This is a genomic window from Photobacterium satsumensis (assembly GCF_050336935.1).
Lineage (GTDB): Bacteria > Pseudomonadota > Gammaproteobacteria > Enterobacterales > Vibrionaceae > Photobacterium > Photobacterium satsumensis.
On the sequence record NZ_JAKJSK010000014.1, the window covers coordinates 21,674 to 40,038 of the forward strand.

General features: G+C 50.3%; 17 protein-coding genes. All 17 read left to right on the top strand.

Features of this window, described 5'->3' with window-relative positions:
* Positions 1 to 8 precede the first annotated feature (8 nt).
* The 17 genes from mshL (at position 9) to L4D79_RS24185 (ending at position 18,362) form a co-directional block, all read left to right on the top strand.
* Entirely contained in the window at positions 9 to 1,670 is a 1,662-nt protein-coding gene (gene mshL, locus L4D79_RS24105) for a pilus (MSHA type) biogenesis protein MshL (protein WP_428655227.1), read from the top strand.
* A gap of 3 nt (positions 1,671 to 1,673) precedes the next feature.
* Positions 1,674 to 2,516, top strand: a complete 843-nt coding sequence (locus tag L4D79_RS24110) for an ExeA family protein (protein WP_428655229.1) — start codon at positions 1,674 to 1,676, stop codon at positions 2,514 to 2,516.
* 3 nt (positions 2,517 to 2,519) lie between these two features.
* Entirely contained in the window at positions 2,520 to 3,770 is a 1,251-nt protein-coding gene (locus L4D79_RS24115) for a tetratricopeptide repeat protein (RefSeq protein ID WP_428655232.1), read from the top strand.
* A gap of 2 nt (positions 3,771 to 3,772) precedes the next feature.
* Positions 3,773 to 5,488, top strand: coding sequence for a GspE/PulE family protein (locus tag L4D79_RS24120; RefSeq protein ID WP_428655234.1), 1,716 nt, complete (start codon positions 3,773 to 3,775; stop codon positions 5,486 to 5,488).
* Between the two features lie 19 nt (positions 5,489 to 5,507).
* Positions 5,508 to 6,728, top strand: coding sequence for a type II secretion system F family protein (locus L4D79_RS24125; RefSeq protein ID WP_428655236.1), 1,221 nt, complete (start codon positions 5,508 to 5,510; stop codon positions 6,726 to 6,728).
* On the top strand, positions 6,709 to 7,197 hold the full coding sequence (locus L4D79_RS24130; RefSeq protein WP_428655238.1) for a hypothetical protein: 489 nt from the start codon (positions 6,709 to 6,711) through the stop codon (positions 7,195 to 7,197). The genes L4D79_RS24125 and L4D79_RS24130 overlap by 20 nt, the downstream gene beginning before the upstream one ends.
* Positions 7,198 to 7,233: 36 nt before the next feature.
* Complete coding sequence (locus L4D79_RS24135) at positions 7,234 to 7,812, top strand: prepilin-type N-terminal cleavage/methylation domain-containing protein (RefSeq protein WP_428655240.1); 579 nt, start codon at positions 7,234 to 7,236, stop codon at positions 7,810 to 7,812.
* Between the two features lie 31 nt (positions 7,813 to 7,843).
* Positions 7,844 to 8,320, top strand: coding sequence for a prepilin-type N-terminal cleavage/methylation domain-containing protein (locus L4D79_RS24140; protein WP_428655243.1), 477 nt, complete (start codon positions 7,844 to 7,846; stop codon positions 8,318 to 8,320).
* Between the two features lie 98 nt (positions 8,321 to 8,418).
* Positions 8,419 to 8,952: a prepilin-type N-terminal cleavage/methylation domain-containing protein gene (locus L4D79_RS24145; RefSeq protein ID WP_428655245.1), complete on the top strand. Its 534-nt coding sequence runs from the start codon at positions 8,419 to 8,421 to the stop codon at positions 8,950 to 8,952.
* Positions 8,936 to 9,628, top strand: coding sequence for a type IV pilus modification PilV family protein (locus L4D79_RS24150; RefSeq protein ID WP_428655247.1), 693 nt, complete (start codon positions 8,936 to 8,938; stop codon positions 9,626 to 9,628). The genes L4D79_RS24145 and L4D79_RS24150 overlap by 17 nt, the downstream gene beginning before the upstream one ends.
* Positions 9,628 to 10,374, top strand: coding sequence for a PilW family protein (locus L4D79_RS24155; protein WP_428655249.1), 747 nt, complete (start codon positions 9,628 to 9,630; stop codon positions 10,372 to 10,374). Before L4D79_RS24150 ends, L4D79_RS24155 begins: the two co-directional genes overlap by 1 nt.
* Positions 10,364 to 10,801 (top strand): MshP protein, encoded by a 438-nt coding sequence (locus L4D79_RS24160; RefSeq protein WP_428655251.1) that lies wholly within the window; start codon positions 10,364 to 10,366, stop codon positions 10,799 to 10,801. Before L4D79_RS24155 ends, L4D79_RS24160 begins: the two co-directional genes overlap by 11 nt.
* Positions 10,798 to 15,138, top strand: coding sequence for a DUF6701 domain-containing protein (locus L4D79_RS24165; protein WP_428655253.1), 4,341 nt, complete (start codon positions 10,798 to 10,800; stop codon positions 15,136 to 15,138). Before L4D79_RS24160 ends, L4D79_RS24165 begins: the two co-directional genes overlap by 4 nt.
* 115 nt (positions 15,139 to 15,253) lie before the next feature.
* Positions 15,254 to 16,297, top strand: a complete 1,044-nt coding sequence (locus L4D79_RS24170) for a rod shape-determining protein (protein WP_107350074.1) — start codon at positions 15,254 to 15,256, stop codon at positions 16,295 to 16,297.
* 40 nt (positions 16,298 to 16,337) lie between these two features.
* Entirely contained in the window at positions 16,338 to 17,198 is an 861-nt protein-coding gene (gene mreC, locus L4D79_RS24175) for a rod shape-determining protein MreC (protein ID WP_428655256.1), read from the top strand.
* Positions 17,188 to 17,676 carry a rod shape-determining protein MreD gene (mreD, locus tag L4D79_RS24180; RefSeq protein ID WP_428655259.1) on the top strand — a complete coding sequence of 163 codons (489 nt, stop codon included), beginning with the start codon at positions 17,188 to 17,190 and terminating at the stop codon, positions 17,674 to 17,676. The genes mreC and mreD overlap by 11 nt, the downstream gene beginning before the upstream one ends.
* 107 nt (positions 17,677 to 17,783) lie before the next feature.
* A complete protein-coding gene (locus tag L4D79_RS24185; protein WP_428655261.1) occupies positions 17,784 to 18,362 on the top strand; it encodes a Maf family protein in 579 nt (192 codons plus the stop codon).
* Positions 18,363 to 18,365 lie beyond the last annotated feature (3 nt).

The following is an 18,365-nucleotide window of genomic DNA, read 5'->3' on the forward strand; positions in this document are numbered from 1 at the left end:
TGGTAAACATGCGTGGATTAATAATAGCCGTTGTCATGGCTTCCCTGGCAGGATGCTCGACCAATATGGGACACCGTGATCCGGTGGAAATGAAGGGTGCTCTGAATCAGGCCGCCAACGAAGCCAACAGCAGGCCGTTGATGGATCTGCCGACAGCGGTCAGCAATGATTTGATGCCGGGACTCGATGGGATGGATTACGCCAGCCAGTCAGTGCTTGAGAAGCGCTTTCGGGTCAATGCCCGTAATGTCGATGCCAAAGCCTTTTTCGGCAGCCTAGTCAAAGGCACGCCATTCAATATGGTTATCCACCCAGATGTTCAGGGCCGCATCTCCCTGACCCTGCGTGACGTTACACTTGATGAAGTGCTGTCTGTAGTGTCTGACATCTATGGCTACAACACCACCCGCAAGGGCAATATTATCCAGGTCTTCCCGGCAACCCTTCGCACCGAGGTGATCCCGGTGGATTACCTTCAGTTGCAGCGCCGCGGTGTTTCTTTAACGACCCTGACAACCGGCTCTATCACCAACAGTGACACTGGTAATTCGGGTAGCTCTAGCAGTAACTCTGATAGCAATAGCAACAACAGTGGCAATAACAACAGCTCAAGTACCACGACCGGTGGTACCACTATCCAGACGACATCGGAAAGCGATTTCTGGGGCCAGTTGGAAAAGGCCATCCAGGCGATGATTGGCAGCGGGCAGGGACGTAGTGTTGTTGTTTCACCACAGGCAAGCTTGATCTCGGTACGTGCTTACCCGAATGAGTTGCGTGAAGTGAAGGAATTCCTTGGGGTCTCTCAAAAGCGCCTAAAGCGCCAGGTGGTGCTTGAAGCCAAAATCATGGAAGTCACCCTGAGCGATGGATACCAGCAGGGGATCAACTGGAGCAATATCACCAAGACGATTGGCGGCACCGAGATTATCTTCGGACGCGGCGACATTTCCAATGGCAATATTCCGACATTGCCGGGCGCAGATCCGATTGCTGCACTGCTAGGCGGGCAGACCAACATTACTATCTCAGACGGTAACTTCGATGCCGTATTGAGCTTCCTTGATACCCAGGGCGACCTGAATGTGCTGTCCAGCCCGAGGGTAACAGCAGCCAATAACCAGAAAGCAGTGATCAAAGTAGGTAGTGACCAGTACTTCGTGACGGATGTGTCTGGTGGTGAGGTCAACAGTGACGGCGGTAACGCCTCGCCGGATATCGAGCTGACACCGTTCTTCTCCGGGATCTCGTTGGATGTCACCCCGCAAATTGGTGATGAAGGCGGTGTATTGCTGCATGTTCACCCTGCGGTTATCGATGTTGAAACTGAGATTCGTGACATCGCCTTAGGTGATACCTTCGGTACCTACCAGCTGCCTCTAGCCAAGAGTTCTATTCGTGAGTCGGATTCAGTCATCCACGCCCGCTCTGGTGATGTGGTGGTGATTGGTGGTCTGATGAAATCAGCGACGACGGATCAAGTATCGAAAGTGCCGCTACTGGGTGATATCCCTATGCTGGGCCATCTGTTCCGCAATGTGAATAAGCTTTCAACCAAAACTGAGCTGGTGATCTTGCTCAAACCAACTGTTGTCGGTGAGCAGACTTGGCAGCAGGAAGTGGAGCGCTCCCGCGCCCTGATCAACGAGTGGTTCCCCGAAGAGGGCTAAACCATGTACCTCGAGCATTTCGGCATGGTGTCAGCGCCTTTTGGCCTGACACCCAATACCCAGTTTTTCCATGCCTTGCCTCCGCACTTGGAGGCTATCGACACCACCTTGGCCGCGCTGGGGATGGGCGAGGGGATCATTCAGATTTCCGGCGAAGTGGGAACGGGGAAAACCTTGGTATGCCGGATGCTGATCAACCAATTGCCTGAACAGTTTGAGCTGGCCTATTTGCCGACACCAGCAGAGAGTGGCGCGGCACTGCGAATCGCACTGTCGCGTGAGCTGGGACTGGAAAGCGAAGGCGATAACAGTTTATTGGCCGACAGGTTGCAGCAAGCGCTGGTGGCGCGCAAAGCGGCGGGTAAAACAGTGGTGGTGTTAATTGATGAAGCTCAGGCGCTGCCGGATGATGCCCTAGAAGCGATTCGCCTATTGGGCAATTTGGAAACCGAGCAAGAAAAACTGCTGCACATTGTGCTGTTGGGCCAGCCTGAGCTTGATAAGCAACTTGCTAGGCATGCACTGCGCCAGTTCCGCCAGCGGATCACCTTCCGCAGCGAATTAAGACCGTTGGACTTGGCCGAAACACTGGCCTATATCGAGCACCGCTTACAAACCGCAGGTATTGAGCGCGAGTTGTTTGCCTTGCCGCAGGGCAAGGCGATTTGGCAAGCCAGTGGCGGCATACCGCGACTAATTAATCAGCTGTGTCATAAGGCGTTGATTGCCGCATACAGCGAAAACAAATTGATGGTTGAGCGCAACGAAGTACTCGTGGCGATCCGCGATACCTTAGGTGCGCGCCAACCGAAATGGACCTACCCGGTACTGTGGGGATGGCAATAACCGATGAGTGAATTGAATAAAAAACTGAGTGCGTTAAGCCGCCAGCAGGGCCAAGAGCATGGCAACTCACGCAGTGAGATCAAGCCAGCAATGATTAAGCCCGTAAAGCAAACGAACCTAAAACCTTGGGCTGCACTAGGCATACTGAGCCTGGGTGCCGTGATGGGGATTGGCGGTTGGCAACTGTGGACCAGTGATGATCCTGTTGCTGAGGTGGTAATGGCGGTCAATCCGGTTGCGCCCGTGGAAGCGGCACCTGCAGCAATTGAAACACAGCCCATAGTTAAGCTGACAGAAACCGAACCGGGTCCGGAAAAAGCCGTTGAAAATAGGGTTAGTCCCCCTGTTAAGCAAGCCACTGTGCAAACAGACGTAAAACCGGCTGCCAAAACGGTGAAGAGCCCAATTGCACCAAGCCAGCAGACACAAACGCCAGCTATTGAGCAGCCACCTGTTGCTGCTAAGTCTAGTGTAGCTAAATCGAGTGCTACTAAGCCGAGTATTGAAAAAGCAGTCGCCAAAACAACGGCAAAAGCTGTAGTAAAACCTGTGGCAAAAACAGAGGCAAAAACAGCGTCAAAAACGGTGCCGGTGAGTGCCGTTGATAGCCATGAGGACAGCACCGTCGAAATGATGGATGGTGATGAGAGCCTGATGATTGAAACTGTCGAGCTTGATGCCGGCCAGCTGGCCCAGATTGAATACAAAAAAGCAGAAAAAACCCTCAAGCAAGGGGACAGCCGTAAAGCGATCGGCTACTTGGAATCTGCCATTAAATACCAGCCTGAATGGATCACGGCACGCCAGAAGCTGGCTGCGCTATATTACGGCCGGGGAGAAAACCGCCGTGCGATAGCCACATTGCAACAAGGCTTGATCTTGGATTCGAACCAGCCGGACTTGCGTTTGACCATGGCCAAGTTGCTGGTGAATGAGTCACAGCAGCAAGCGGCACTGAATGTACTGAGCCAGTTGCCAAGCCACACCCATAGCGATTATTTAGCTATGCGCGGGGCATTGGCCCAGCAGCTTAACCAGAATGATTTGGCACTGAGTAGCTATCAGAACCTCGTCAAAGCCGAGCCCTATGACGGCCGCTGGTGGCTGGGGCTCGGGGTCGCGCTTGAGCGTGGGCAGGAGCTGGATCAAGCCGAGGACGCTTACCAGCAGGCATTGCGTATGGGTCAGATTTCCGCTGAGACGCAACAGTTTATTCGTCAACGCCTGGCCGTACTGGCCAGTATGAAGGGGTAACAATGGCACTTCGACTACGTAAACGCCTTGGCGACCTGCTGATAGAAGAAGGCATTGTCTCTCCTGACATGCTTGATCAGGCGCTGGACAACCAGCAATCTACCGGCCGCAAGCTGGGCGATACCCTGATCAGCCTGGGCTTTCTGAGTGAGCAGCGGATGCTGCAGTTTCTATCTCGCCAGTTAGATATCCCACTGGTTGATCTTAACCGCCTGACCGTTGATACCAATGCGGTCGCTTTGCTGGCCGAAGTCCATGCCCGTCGCTTGCGAGCGCTGGTGATCAGCGAACAGGACGGCATGGTACGAGTGGCCATGAGTGATCCGGCGGATTTGGCCGCGCAAGAAGCGGTATATGATCAGCTGGGACAGTATCGCATCGAGTTGGTGATTGCCTCTGAGCGTCAGTTAATCACGGCCTTTGACCGCTACTACCGCCGTACCCAAGAAATTGTTTCTTTTGCCGAGCAACTGCAGGCCGAACACCAGCACCACTCAGATTACTCCTTTGGGCTGGATAATAACGACAATGATGAAGTCACTGTCGTAAAGCTGATCAACTCGCTGTTTGAAGATGCTATTCAGGTCGGTGCCTCGGATATCCATATCGAACCCGATAGCGACGTGCTGCGGATCCGCCAGCGTATTGATGGCGTGCTGCATGAAACCCTGCTTAAAGAGTCCGGTGTGGCTTCGGCCTTGGTGCTGCGCCTTAAGTTAATGGCGAGCTTGGATATTTCCGAGAAGCGCTTGCCGCAAGATGGCCGCTTCAATTTGTCGGTACGCGGCCAGTCGGTCGACGTGCGTCTGTCGACCATGCCGGTCCAGCATGGCGAATCGGTTGTGATGCGTTTGCTTAACCAGTCGGCGGGGATCCTCAGCCTCGAGCAAATCGGCATGCCCGATGATATCTTGCAGCGTTTACGCCGCCAGTTGCGTAGGCCGCACGGTATGATCCTGGTCACCGGTCCGACCGGCTCGGGTAAGACGACCACCTTGTATGGTGCACTGAGCGAGCTCAACCAGCCGGGCAAGAAGCTGATCACCGCCGAAGATCCGGTGGAATACCGCTTGCCGCGTGTCAATCAGGTTCAAGTTAACAGAAAAGTTGGTCTGAGCTTCTCGTCGATTCTGCGTACTTTCCTGCGTCAGGATCCCGATATCATCCTTGTTGGTGAGATGCGAGATCAGGAAACTGTGGAAATTGGTTTACGTTCTGCTCTGACCGGTCACTTGGTACTTTCCACCCTGCATACCAATGATGCCATAGATAGCGCCCTGCGCATGATCGATATGGAAGCGCCGGGATATCTGGTTGCCAGTGCGGTGAGGGCGGTATTGGCCCAGCGTCTGGTAAGACGGGTATGTAAAGACTGTGCGACCGAGTATGATCTTGAACCGGCCAAGCAGCAGTGGTTGATGGCAAGGTTCCCGCATTTGGGTGACGCCACATTCCGTAAAGGTCGAGGCTGCCAGACCTGTAACTTTACCGGTTACCGTGGCCGTATCGGCGTGTTTGAACTATTGGAAATGCGCCCGGATATGATGGATGCACTGCGTGGCGGGGATGCTGTGCTGTTTAGCCAGATCGCCCGTCAGTCAACGGGCTATAAGCCGCTTATTGAGTCAGCGATGGAGCTGGCGCAGGAAGGCGTTACCAGCTTGGATGAAGTGCTGTTGCTCGGTGAGGGTGACGAACACAATAGTTTCATGTTGTAACGGCTAGCAGGAAAGGATCATGGCAGTTTTTAATTACCGCGGCCGCAGTGCCCAAGGTGACATCAAGCGCGGGCAGCTTGACGCCGCGTCGCAAGATGCCGCAGCAGATATCCTGATGCGCCAAGGCATTATTCCGCTGGAAATCCGCGAAGGCAAAGCCAAATCAAATGGGATCGATTTAGATCGCCTATTCAAAAGCCGGATCCCGCTCGAGGTGTTGGTGATTTTTTGTCGCCAGTTATACAGCCTGACCAAAGCCGGCGTACCATTACTCCGTGCGGTGCGTGGTTTGGGCCAGAGTGCCAGCCATCCTTTGATGCGCGAAACCTTGGATGCAGTCGTCGTGGAGTTGACCAACGGTAAGTCGTTGTCAGCGTCGATGAAAGCCCACCCGAGGGTGTTCTCTGAGCTGTTCGTGTCGATGATCAGCGTCGGTGAAAACACCGGGCGGTTGGATGAGACCTTGCTTCAGTTGGCACAATATTTCGAGCAGGAAATGGAGACCCGCCGCCGGATCAAATCGGCGATGCGTTACCCGACTTTTGTGCTTATCGCGATCACCCTGGCGATGTCGGTATTGAACATCAAAGTTATCCCGCAGTTTGCTTCTATGTTTAGCCGTTTCGGGGTTGAGTTGCCGCTACCGACCCGGATCCTGATTGCTACCTCGAACTTCTTTGTCCATTACTGGCCCCTGATGCTCGGTGCTGTCGTCGTGAGTTGGATTGGCCTCAAGGCGTGGCGTCAAACCCCTGTCGGTGGTGAGAAATGGGATAAACTCCGGTTAAAAGTGCCAATTGTGGGCGATATCATCAACCGCGCCCAGCTATCGCGTTTTTCTCGGACTTTCTCACTAATGATACGCGCCGGTGTACCGCTCAATCAGGCAATCCAGATGTCGGCGGAATCGCTGGGTAACAACTACCTAGAAAACCGTTTGATTGAGATGAAAAACGGTATCGAAAGCGGTAGCAGCATTACTTCAATGGCTCGCCAGTCTGGAGTCTTTACCCCTTTGGTGCTGCAGATGATCGCCGTCGGTGAGGAGACCGGTCAGGTCGACGATCTATTACTTGAAGTGTCAGACTTTTACGATCGTGAGGTCGATTACGATCTCAAGACACTGACCGCACGCATCGAACCTATCTTGTTGTTTATTGTTGCGATTATGGTGCTGGTACTGGCGCTGGGTATCTTCCTGCCAATGTGGAGTTTGCTCGATGTTGCGCGCGGTGGCTAATCTCAAGTTCTTCAGCCATGTGCGTTGGTTTCTCTGGGGCGGCGTCATTTTTTTGATGATCTGGGTGTTGCTTGTGCAATGGCACAAGGTCAATGAAGAGGCCGAGCGCACAAAGGTCAAATTGTTGGCGCAAACCATGACCCGTAGTGCGTCGACAATACGCCAACAGTGGGAGCTGGATAATAAACCGAGCCACTCACAAACCAATGGTATCGAATATTCATTTACCCGCTATGGTTGGCCGATAATTATACGAGATGAGCATATTGATTGCGCTGAAATGTGGGATTTATTGTCTTCTCGGCAAAGACCTGTTGATTACATAAGCCTTGTTGATAAAAGAAATGTGATATCAGAGCGTTATAATTCATGTTATTTCCAAATTACTGACGGAAAATGGCTAGCATTATTTTATGAAAATGAGACAATACACACCAACGGTTTTTTGACGCTTCCCGAGAAGTGGTGACGTCGATTTGACAAAAAACAAAAAAGGTCAGTAAAAATGAAAAAACAAGCCGGTTTTTCGTTGGTGGAATTGGTGATTGTCATTATCGTGGTTGGCCTGCTAGCAGTTGCTGCACTACCGCGATTCCTGAACGTCACGGATGAAGCGAAAAAAGCACAAATTGAAGGTGTGGCAGGTAGTTATGCGACAGCTGTATTGTCTGTTCGTGCGCAGTGGGAAGCATTTGGGCGACCAGAGACCGCAGGAAGAAACATTGTAGATTATGATGGGACTGATTTTTATTTAACACAAGATGGCGATAAAGATAGTCCGCGTATCGGTTATCCGACTGCTACACGAAAAGTTGCTGCCGATGGAATTGAATCTACAGATTGTGTGACTTTGATGAAAGAGCTTTTACAAAACCCACCTAAAGTTACGCTTAATGAGTCTGATGCCAAGAGTGGTCAGTTTCAGTTTTATGGTGTGAAAGAAGAAACTGATGATGGACGAGTTTGTCGCTATTACCAGCTTGCTTCAACGGGCTCTAATGGCAATGGTACTACAGATGTAACATCTGGCCATTTCTTTACTTATCAGCCAATGAAAGGCTCAGTTGAAGTTGAAATTCGTTAATCCATAACAGTCATTAAAATAGGAGTATGTTATGAAACGTCAAGGCGGTTTTACGCTAATTGAAATGGTCGTTGTGATCGTAATTTTGGGTATTCTAGCTGTAACAGCAGCACCTCGTTTTTTGAATCTGCAAAATGATGCCCGTAAGTCATCTCTTGAAGGCCTTAAAGGTGCAGTTGATGGTGCGGCAGGTATCACTTTTGGTAAGGCTGCTATCAGAGGAGTTGAGTCAAAAGAAAATGGCACTATTAAGAACGACAATGGTGTTGATGTTGCACTTGCATATGGTTACCCAAAAGCGACTTCGGGCGCACTAAAGTCTGTTGTCAACGGTTTGGAAAATGATTGGAAATCACAAGATGTAGCTAGCTCGAATCCAGCTCAGATTCTCTATTCATTTAAAGAAAATACGAAATGGGTAAAAGGTTCTTCTGAATGTTTTGTAGAGTATACACAGGCAACATCTAGCGCTGTGGCAACAACGAAAGTTTTTTCAGACAACTGCTAATTGTAATTTAGCGCTCTTCGGAGCGCTATTTATTCAGGGCAATAGTTTCGGCTATTGCCCTGAATAAATAGAAACCACAACAACCTCCCGGGTGATTAATGCCCCGACATTACGGAAAAAGCTACGCAAAAAGCACTGGCTTTACGCTCCTCGAACTCATCATTGTTATCGTGCTGGTTGGTATTATCAGTGTGACGGCCGCCTCGCGCCTGTTTGGTCGCAGTGGCTTTGATGCCGTGCTGGCTCGTGACCAAGCCATTCCCATCGCCCGTCAAATTCAATTGGTGGGAATGAATAGCCCGGTAAACCCAGCTAATCCTAATAACTGCCTTGCCCTCCAGATAAGCACCACAGAGTTTGGCTCAGCAAACTGTGCTAGCAATAGTAACTCTACTCGTAAGCTGACTTTTGATAATGACATGGTGAACTTCGCCTTTTTTGATGGCGTAAATTCACAAGCTTCAGCAGCCATTTATTTTGATATGCTCGGCCGCCCTTCGGTCGTTAATAATCAGCAATTGCAGCGCATTTGTACTTCATTAAATTGTCAGGTGACCATTACTTCGCGCAATGGCGAGCAAGCGATCTTATGCATCAACAGCGAGGGGTTTATCAATGACTGTAGTATCTAAGTCACCTCGTCGGCAGAGTGGTTTTACCTTGATTGAAGGTATCATCACCATAGTGATCTTGGGTATTGCCATGGTGACCCTGACCAGCTTTTTGTTCCCGCAGGTTGAGCGCTCGGCAACGCCTTATTACCAAGCTCGTGCTGCGGCAATTGGTAATGCTTTTCTCAATGAAATTCTCTCGCGCAAGTTTGATGAAAACTCCGACCCGTTTGGCGACAGTGTGGTGCGCTGTGGGGAAACCGTTGACGGTAAAAAGCACGAATGTACCGTGCCCAATAAGCATGGGGTGTGGCCGCTTGATAAAGACAGTGAGTACTTCGACTATGTGATTCCGGGCAGCTCGCTGCCTGCAGGAAAAGGGCTGGTGGTCGCCATCGCCAACGATGTTGATGATTTCCATGGTTGCTGGGGCGATTTATCACTGTGCTATGACCGCTACAGCCATAATCAATTTCCATGGCGCGGGGCGATAGAAAACCTGACCGGTGAGAAGGTGGCTGAGGCGGACACTTACAGCAATATGACTGTAAAGGTCGATGTCAGTTACGACAATGGTTTTAATACAACATATCCAGAACAAACGACTTTCCCTCATCAGCACAAGCGAATTGTGGTCGAAGTCGATACCGGTCGTCATGGCAAGTATGATTTTGTGGCTTATCGGAGTAACTACTGATGGCTAGTTGGACTTCAATAAAGGCCAGCAAAGGCTTCTCGCTGATGGAGATGGTCATCGCCTTGGTGATCCTCGGCATTATTTCCTTGGCGATTGGCAGTTACCTCCAGTTGGGCGCTGAAGGCTATGTCAGCACCGTGAGTCGTGATCGTGTCCAGTCTCAGGCCCGTTTTGCTTTAGAGAAAATGACCCGTGAAATTCGCCATGCTGCTCCTAATAGTTTGGCCTCAACGGGAAATTGCATCAGTTTTTATCCTATTCACTTGGCAGGTTTCACCCTAGGCAAGGCTCGAACAGTAAATGTTGAGTTAGTGCCTACTATCGGAACAGAGATAGAGTGGCAGGCTGTTAGCAGTGATGACAAATTGGCGCTTGCTGCAGGGTTGGGTAACTCAGCGGACTATGCTGCGCAATCTTTTAAAATCAGCCGTGTCGATGCAGGGCCGAATGGTAGTGGTACGGTAGTAGTGAATGTTTCCACACCGCTCGATAACCGCTCTCCCGCTAATCGTGCTTACGCTTACGGCCAACCGGTGTCCTTCTGCTTAGAAGCCAATGTACTAAGGCGTAAATCTGGCAATAGCAGTGCAGTGATCGCAGAGCAGCTCTCAGCCTTTGATGTCGAGGTTAATGGTAAAGGTTTGGAAAACAACAGTATGGTTCACCTCAATTTGACCTTTCAAGAGGGGCGCACGGGGGAAAGCTTCAGCTACGAGCATACGGTGCAGGTGATCAATGTTTTATAGCAGACAGCGCGGTAGCGCATTAGTGGTATCACTTTTTATTATTACCGTAATGGGGGCCTTTGCTGCCGCCATGATCCGTATCGATTGGTCTGGGCAGGACTCCACTGCGCGTGAAGTGTTCTCGACCCGCGCTTGGTATGCCGCCCACTCTGGTAACGAAATTGTCCTGAGCAAATTATTTCCGCTCGGCCAAACCACATCAAACCCTGATGCCTGTATCGATTATTCGAAAGATAAATCATTAGATGCCAGTTTGTTTTCCTGCCAGTCATTGACGGTTAAGTGCACTAAAACCAGCTATCAAGAAAATGGCCAACCAGCCAATAAGTATCAATTAGAAAGCACGGCAACTTGCGGCAGTGGGCAGTTCTCAACGACCCGTACCCAAGAAGTGTGGGCGAAGGATCTGGAGATTGCATTACCATGAGAGCCATTAAATTCTGCCTTTGGCTATTGATGCTGGCAATAGCTCTACCGGCCTCCGCGTTGGAATTTCGTTTTGGGGAGTACCAGTTATCTGAACAAGGGATAGCCCATTGTATCGGCTCTGGGGCAGAAAAAAGCTGTGAAATTAAATTCGACCAGCCATTTACGACTAAACCGTTAGTGTTTTTGATGCCGACGATCGAGGAAGGGGTTGGTCGTGATGCGCCTTCTACCTTGCGCCTTATCAACGTGACGAAAACGGGGGCTACGTTCCGTCAGTATATAGCCCCTATGAGAAGTGATATTGAGCTCAAGTCAATTGGACAGAAGTGTTTGCCAAATAATAAGCATAAATATTGCCTAGAGACGGTACCTATGGGCAAAGTGCGTTATTTTGCTATTGAGCCTGGTACGCTAAATTTTGGTGATAAGGGAAGGATACAAGCGGGTACCGTGGAGATCAGTCGGTATTTAGTGGGAGGGAAGGCTGTTAATAATAGTAACCTTCAAGATGTCTCCTCGCCGGTAAATTATAATGCAGCGTTTAATAATCCTGGTGTGCTGCTTAGTCTGCAAGGGAATGGTCAGACCGACTTAGGCTCAAAGCAGCGTTGGGTAACACCGGTGGTGACCGCTGTACAACAAAATTTGAATCGGATCTTTTTGGCCTTGGATCGCTCGGAATTGACGAGTGGTAACCACTATGGTGGGAGTGCTCAGAAGGTAGCGTATATCGTTGCTGAGGGACGGGGAAGCTATAAAGGGCTCCAGTTTGCTATGGGAGCAGGAGCGACGCTTGATACTTTAGTCAACGGATTAAAAGAGTTTGATCAAGTGACTGAGCCCGTATTACGTCAGTGTGCCGCAACAACACCTGTTCCTTCTGGCTTCTCCAATGAGCCGTTTATCATCGCCTCAAAGAATTCGCGTAAGGGTAACAATGGGGGCTGGATACGTTTATGCCGACTGGAGCCGTCAGGTCATAACGGCTACAAGGTGAGTTTTATCAATGATGAAGACCTTAATGAAGGCAAACGTCATAAGGTTGAGCGTAAGCACCTTAGCGAAAATATTGGCTTTATGGCATTCCAGCGTAAAGTCAGCGAGGATACGTGTGATGTGTTCCCTGGCCCTGCGCAAACCTGGACTGATCGAAGTAATTATCAAGCTTGGCTTCATCATAAGGCTTTGATTAAGGGGACTTATAAAGAAAACGGTAAGCACTACTTGTGGTTTAAAGCTACTTCTAACGGTAAATCGGTAGCGTGTGATGGACAAGAGTGTAACTCTCCTACAAATGCTCAGCCAGACAGATGGGCTAAAGAGTTAGATCTCGGAGATTTTGTTGAAGCTGACCGAAATGCCCCTGTTTATAATGGAGACAACACGTTAGAGGAATATTCCACGTTTTATATGGGGAATTCGACACAAGATACGGAAGAATTGCGTAATGGGGCAGGTGAGCGCGTTAAACTTTTAGACTTGAATGATGGTGTAACTTTGCACCTGCATTCGGGAACGTATTGGTTTGAAGAAATGCGTATCAACAAGGGCAGCAATATTGTGACCCATGGCAATGTTGTGATACACACAAAAAAGCTAAATATCTCTGACTTCTCGAGTATTACACCAGCGAATAATGAACCAGACTCTCTTGAGCTATACGCTCATTATTATGAAGATAACACCCCGAATAATGAAGATGATGACATCCCTCATGTACTTTTGAGTAAGGGAAGCTCATTTACTGGCTTAATTTATTCAGAAGATACTGTAAGTATGGCTGGTGGAAAGTGTCAGCATGGAAATGATTGTGAGGTGACATCTATTACTGGTGCAGTGACGGCTGCAAGGTTGGAGATGAACAGTAGTAAGTATCTTTCTACTGCAGTAATCAACGGCAAAAGCTCCTGTTTTGATACCACGCCAGATTTCACCTTGGATATCAGCCCTGAGTGGCAACAGAACATGCTGTGTGAAAGCCAGGAGGTGCTGTTTAGTCTTGCACCTGACGATGGTGGGGGGGATGCCTTTGACGGGGATATCACGGTCAGCATTACGGCGAAATCCGGACAAGCGGCTGCTGGGGTTTGGTCGACGTCGAAGCTGGAAGGGAGTAATTACGGTCAGCGATTTAGCGACGGGGTGCCTTTTACTGTCCCTGTGAGTGCTTTTGACAATAATCAGAAAAGAATTTGGCTCAAAAGTGATTACCTTGGTGAGCTAGAGTTAACTGCGACCATTGAAGGCTTAAGTGGTAACTCTCCGATCGGGCTGTATCAGTTTTTACCTGGAGGCTTTGTCATCACTCCTAACCCAGTGCAATTAGTCGCGGGCAAACCGGCGACACTCACAGTGAAGGCGATGGCCTGTAATAGTGGTGACTCGGTGATCCGTGAATATACCGGGCGTAAGACACTTAATATTAAGACTGAGTATGGCAAGCCAACAACCAGCAATAACCGAAATGATAAAGTCATGCTGCGAAATACCGCGGGCAGTGACAAGACGACATGGCAAGGCTCTCAAGGTCAGTTTACTTTTAGCAATGGTGTCGCCAGTAATATCCCGGTCAAATATGACGATGCCGGTGAGATGACGCTGACTTTGTCTGATCCCAAGTGTACCAAAGAGAGTTGTGACCTGAATGCTATTGGCGGTCAGTCCTCACAAAGCAAGTCGTTGCCAGCGGACTGGCAGGGGCTGACGGGATCGGCATTGGTTCAAAGTCGCCCCTACACTTTTGCTTTGTGCCAGTCAGGTACTCCGAATATTGAACAGGCGAGCGGTGATGCCAATAGTGGGAATGGTTTTGCTGCCGCAGGTGAAGCATTCCATACCTTAGTGAAGCCGGTGGTATGGCAGCAGGGGGACGGTGACAATTTTTCCAAATCAGGGACGCAACCTGCGATAGATAGCAGCACAATGTGTCGTAACCGTCTGATCACTGAAAACTTCTATAAGTCTCAGGCTCCTGCGGCACTAGTGGAGCTGAGCCATCAGTTACAGACACCTAATGACCAGCAGGCAGTTGCGGGGACGCTTTCTGGTGGCTCCGCAAAGACGAATATCCAGCTAAAGACTCAGCCATATAGGTTGCAGTGGGATGAGGTGGGAAGTATTCGCCTTTTTGCTGATACACAAAGCAGTTACCTTGGTATGGATATAAATGTAGGCTACCGTGATGTTGGTCGCTTTTATCCCAAGTACTTCAAACTCATTCGTGATGATTTTCAATATCCTTCACGGCAAAGAGAACTTGCTTATATGGATCAGCCCTTTACCTTCGATTTCTCTGTCGGTGCTTTTGCCGATGGCGGACAGGGGAAAGCGGGTCGCGCAGTGAAGAATTATTGGTTGTTTGAAAAAGATGTTACCAAGCCGAAATATAAGGCTGGGTTGGAGTTTGTGGTGTTAGACAGTACCCAAACCGATGAGGTTGTCGAACGTGATCAACGCATTGAGTATGCTTCTCGTAAAGGTAGCCCTTATGTATGGTCATGGAGCGGAGCTGTATGGGCGCCGAGTGCTGATCAAGAAAAGACGGCACAAGTTACAGTCAATGAGCCTAATTTTACTTTTGTTCGAGATTATACTGTGGGACACCGTGGCACCCAGCCTCGTACCAGTCAGCAAGATGGTCCCTTTGATACGATGAATACCCGTGTGGGGTTGAAGATTCTCCCTGCTAACGATCCTATCGATTGGGCATACCTTTCCCTCAATAATGACGTGGTTTTGGAGGAAAGTGCCAAACGTGAAGGTATTCAGATTTGGCGGACTCACCCAGATATCCGCTATGGCCGCATGGCGCTGGATGATGTTTCTGGCCGCTTCGACAGTGAACTAGCTATCCCGCTCCGGGTGGAATATTGGGATGGTTTTGACTTTGTGACTAACAAGCAAGACAGCCGTGCTGTATTCGACGGCAAGCTGGCGTGCAAACAAATTCTTTCCCAGTCTGACACTGACGTGACAAGCACCTCGTACACTCAAGGGTCAGGAAATGTAGAATCAGGGGTGATTCGCTCCGGCGAGTTTGTTGCGGTTCCTACCGAGGTGAAGGATGACGACGGTAATCGATTGATTTACCGTGAACAGGTACGTTTTTGGCAAAAAGTCATTAGCGATAAGCCTAAAGCGATAGATAATGAGCCAGAGATCCGTTGTGAAGGCGGACCTTCCAGCGAGCATGGCAATTATCAGCCGTGGCTGACCTTCGATTGGCGCGGTAAAGGTGACGAGAGCCCGCACTCGACAGTGACCTTCGGTGCATACCGGGGTAACGATCGAGTGCTATACCGCGGTGAAAAGGGCATTAATACAATGCTCGATTAAATAAAATGCCGATCTGTGGCAGGTTTGACAAAGCTTACCTTGTCTCGATCCGCACCCCTTGATACATTTAGCGCAATTTAACGAATTTGTGAGCTTGCAGGATTAGCCGAAGACTATGTTTAAAAAACTTCGTGGCATGTTTTCTAATGACCTGTCTATTGACTTGGGTACAGCCAATACCCTTATTTATGTCAAAGGACAGGGCATCGTACTGGATGAACCATCAGTAGTCGCGATCCGTCAGGATCGTGCCGGAGCAACTAAGAGTGTGGCCGCTGTCGGTCACGACGCCAAGCAGATGCTGGGCCGTACTCCGGGCAATATCGCGGCAATCCGTCCGATGAAAGACGGTGTTATCGCGGACTTTTATGTTACTGAGAAAATGCTTCAGCATTTTATCAAGCAGGTGCATGACAACAGCCTGCTGCGTCCAAGCCCACGAGTTCTAGTTGCGGTTCCTTGTGGCTCTACTCAGGTTGAGCGCCGTGCTATCCGTGAATCTGCCCAAGGTGCAGGCGCCCGTGAGGTGTACTTGATCGACGAGCCAATGGCGGCGGCGATCGGTGCGGGCATGCCAGTGTCTGAAGCAACCGGCTCGATGGTGATCGATATCGGTGGTGGTACGACGGAAGTTGCCGTGATCTCGCTCAACGGCGTGGTGTACTCATCATCTGTCCGTATCGGTGGTGACCGCTTTGATGAAGCTGTCATCAACTACGTACGTCGTAACTACGGCAGCCTGATCGGCGAAGCAACCGCTGAGCGCATCAAGCACGAAATCGGCTCGGCTTACCCGGGTGACGAAGTGCGTGAAATTGAAGTACGCGGCCGTAACCTAGCCGAAGGTGTGCCACGTAGCTTCACCTTGAACTCCAACGAAATTCTAGAAGCATTGCAAGAGCCGCTAACCGGCATCGTATCGGCAGTGATGGTTGCACTAGAGCAGTGTCCACCAGAGCTGGCGTCGGACATCTCCGAGCGCGGTATGGTACTGACTGGTGGTGGTGCGCTACTGCGTGACCTTGACCGTCTATTGACCGAAGAAACCGGTATTCCAGTAGTCGTGGCAGACGAGCCGCTAACTTGTGTTGCCCGTGGTGGCGGCAAGGCCCTGGAAATGATCGACATGCACGGTGGCGATCTATTCAGCGAAGAATAATGCCCGCCCGGGCATATCGACAAACAGGTTATAGTGTTACATGAAACCTATCTTTGGCAGGGGGCCTTCCCTGCAACTGCGCCTGTTTCTAGCCATTTTACTGTCGGTTGGCCTTATGCTAGCCGACAGTCGTCTTGACGCCTTTGCCAACGTCCGTTACCTGCTCAATTCAGCTATCTCTCCATTGCAATATGCGGCCAATTTGCCGCGAGATTTGCTCGGTGGTGTATCCGGACAGTTCAGCTCGCACCGGCGTCTGCTGGCAGAAAACAAAGCCTTGCAACGTGATTTGCTGGTTCAGCAGAGCGATGTATTGCTGCTCGAGCAGCTAAAACAAGAGAACCAGCGCCTGCGTGAGCTGCTGGGTTCACCGTTTGTCCGCGATGAGAAAAAACTGATCGCCGAGGTGATGGCCGTTGATTCAGACCCATACAGTCATCAGGTGATGATCGACAAGGGCCGGGTAGACGGGGTCTATGAAGGCCAGCCGGTGATTAACGAAAAGGGGATTGTCGGTCAGGTTTCGTATGTGGGCGCCCACAATAGCCGGGTGTTATTGTTGATCGACCCAACCCATGCGATCCCGGTTCAGGTCGTCCGTAATGATATTCGGGTCATTGCCTCTGGCAGCGGCCAGATAGATCAGATCCAGCTGGAGCACGTGCCAAGCAGTACCGACATCGAAGTGGGTGATTTGCTGGTGAGCTCGGGGTTGGGTGGCCGTTACCCAGAAGGGTATCCGATTGCCAATGTGACTGAGTTTTCGTTTGATAACAAACGCCCGTTTGCTCAGATAAAGGCAAAGCCAACTGTACAGTTCGATCGTCTGCGTTATCTGCTGTTGGTATGGCCAACCCCGCGTGAAACCTTGACTGAGGGAGAGTTCAATAGTGGCGAATAGTCGCGCTAACGGCCGAATTTGGATTTGGCTGTCGTTTTTAATTGCGCTGATTTTACAAGCTGCCCCTTGGCCGGGGGAGCTGGAGCCTTTCCGTCCCTCCTGGGTGGTGTTGGTTGCCTTTTACTGGGTACTGGCGTTGCCGCATCGGGTGAATGTCGGGACAGCATTGCTGCTGGGTTTGCTGTGGGATCTGATGCTCGGCTCGACGTTAGGGGTACGTGGCTTGATGATGGCGGTACTGTGCTATATCGTCGCACTTAACTTCCAGGTACTACGTAACCTATCATTATGGCAGCAGGCCATGCTGGTTGCCTTGCTGACGCTGGGCGGCAAGCTGGTTGAATTCTGGGCCGAATATCTGGTCTCAGTGATCACCTTTGACCCGGAACGGCTATGGGCTGTATTACTTAACTTCTTGTTATGGCCGTGGTTATTCTTGCTGCTGCGACGGATGCGTCGCAAGCTCTCAATTCGTTAAATTAGTCTCCCAATAGGATCCGTTCAATGCTAGGGTGTAACGATACACATCGAACGTGCTTGAATGGATCACATTGATTTATCACACAAAACTAAATGAATGATATCATGTCGACACCGCAACTGTATTTGGCCTCGGGCTCTCCGCGCCGCAAAGAACTTCTGACCCAACTCGGTTACCGGTTTGAGCGGGTCGTGGTGGATGTTGAAGAGCAACATCAGGCTGGCGAATCGCCAGCAGACTATGTCCAGCGCCTGTCGGTGGACAAGGCATTGGCAGGTGTTGCGGTGGCTGATGGCAGGGCGCCGGTGCTGGGGGCTGATACCATTGTCGTGTCGGGGGAACGTATCTTGGAGAAACCCAAGGACTTTGACGATGCCCAGCAGATGCTACGCCTGCTGTCAGGTAAGCGTCATCAGGTGATGACGGCAGTGACAGTGGCTAGTAATGAGCGCCAAGAAACACGCTTGGTCGTTACCGACGTGTGGTTCAAATCACTGTCAGAAAAAGAAATAGAAGACTACTGGCAAAGTGGTGAGCCACAGGACAAAGCAGGAAGCTATGGCATTCAGGGGATCGGCGGCAAGTTCGTCGAACGTATCGATGGCAGTTATTATGCTGTGGTGGGGTTACCTTTGGTGGAAACCGACATCATGGTTCAAGACTTTTTAGATTTATCAATTTAGAGG

Excerpts from the sequence above, each read along its gene's own strand:
- L4D79_RS24145 (WP_428655245.1), top strand. The coding sequence starts at position 8,419 with ATGCCCCGACATTACGGAAAAAGCTACGCAAAAAGCACTGGCTTTACG.
- L4D79_RS24135 (WP_428655240.1), top strand. The coding sequence starts at position 7,234 with ATGAAAAAACAAGCCGGTTTTTCGTTGGTGGAATTGGTGATTGTCATT.
- L4D79_RS24115 (WP_428655232.1), top strand. The coding sequence starts at position 2,520 with ATGAGTGAATTGAATAAAAAACTGAGTGCGTTAAGCCGCCAGCAGGGC.
- L4D79_RS24185 (WP_428655261.1), top strand. The coding sequence starts at position 17,784 with ATGTCGACACCGCAACTGTATTTGGCCTCGGGCTCTCCGCGCCGCAAA.
- L4D79_RS24140 (WP_428655243.1), top strand. The coding sequence starts at position 7,844 with ATGAAACGTCAAGGCGGTTTTACGCTAATTGAAATGGTCGTTGTGATC.
- mreC (WP_428655256.1), top strand. The coding sequence starts at position 16,338 with ATGAAACCTATCTTTGGCAGGGGGCCTTCCCTGCAACTGCGCCTGTTT.
- L4D79_RS24120 (WP_428655234.1), top strand. The coding sequence starts at position 3,773 with ATGGCACTTCGACTACGTAAACGCCTTGGCGACCTGCTGATAGAAGAA.
- mshL (WP_428655227.1), top strand. The coding sequence starts at position 9 with ATGCGTGGATTAATAATAGCCGTTGTCATGGCTTCCCTGGCAGGATGC.
- L4D79_RS24165 (WP_428655253.1), top strand. The coding sequence starts at position 10,798 with ATGAGAGCCATTAAATTCTGCCTTTGGCTATTGATGCTGGCAATAGCT.
- L4D79_RS24155 (WP_428655249.1), top strand. The coding sequence starts at position 9,628 with ATGGCTAGTTGGACTTCAATAAAGGCCAGCAAAGGCTTCTCGCTGATG.
- L4D79_RS24130 (WP_428655238.1), top strand. The coding sequence starts at position 6,709 with ATGTTGCGCGCGGTGGCTAATCTCAAGTTCTTCAGCCATGTGCGTTGG.
- L4D79_RS24170 (WP_107350074.1), top strand. The coding sequence starts at position 15,254 with ATGTTTAAAAAACTTCGTGGCATGTTTTCTAATGACCTGTCTATTGAC.
- L4D79_RS24160 (WP_428655251.1), top strand. The coding sequence starts at position 10,364 with ATGTTTTATAGCAGACAGCGCGGTAGCGCATTAGTGGTATCACTTTTT.
- L4D79_RS24125 (WP_428655236.1), top strand. The coding sequence starts at position 5,508 with ATGGCAGTTTTTAATTACCGCGGCCGCAGTGCCCAAGGTGACATCAAG.
- L4D79_RS24150 (WP_428655247.1), top strand. The coding sequence starts at position 8,936 with ATGACTGTAGTATCTAAGTCACCTCGTCGGCAGAGTGGTTTTACCTTG.
- L4D79_RS24110 (WP_428655229.1), top strand. The coding sequence starts at position 1,674 with ATGTACCTCGAGCATTTCGGCATGGTGTCAGCGCCTTTTGGCCTGACA.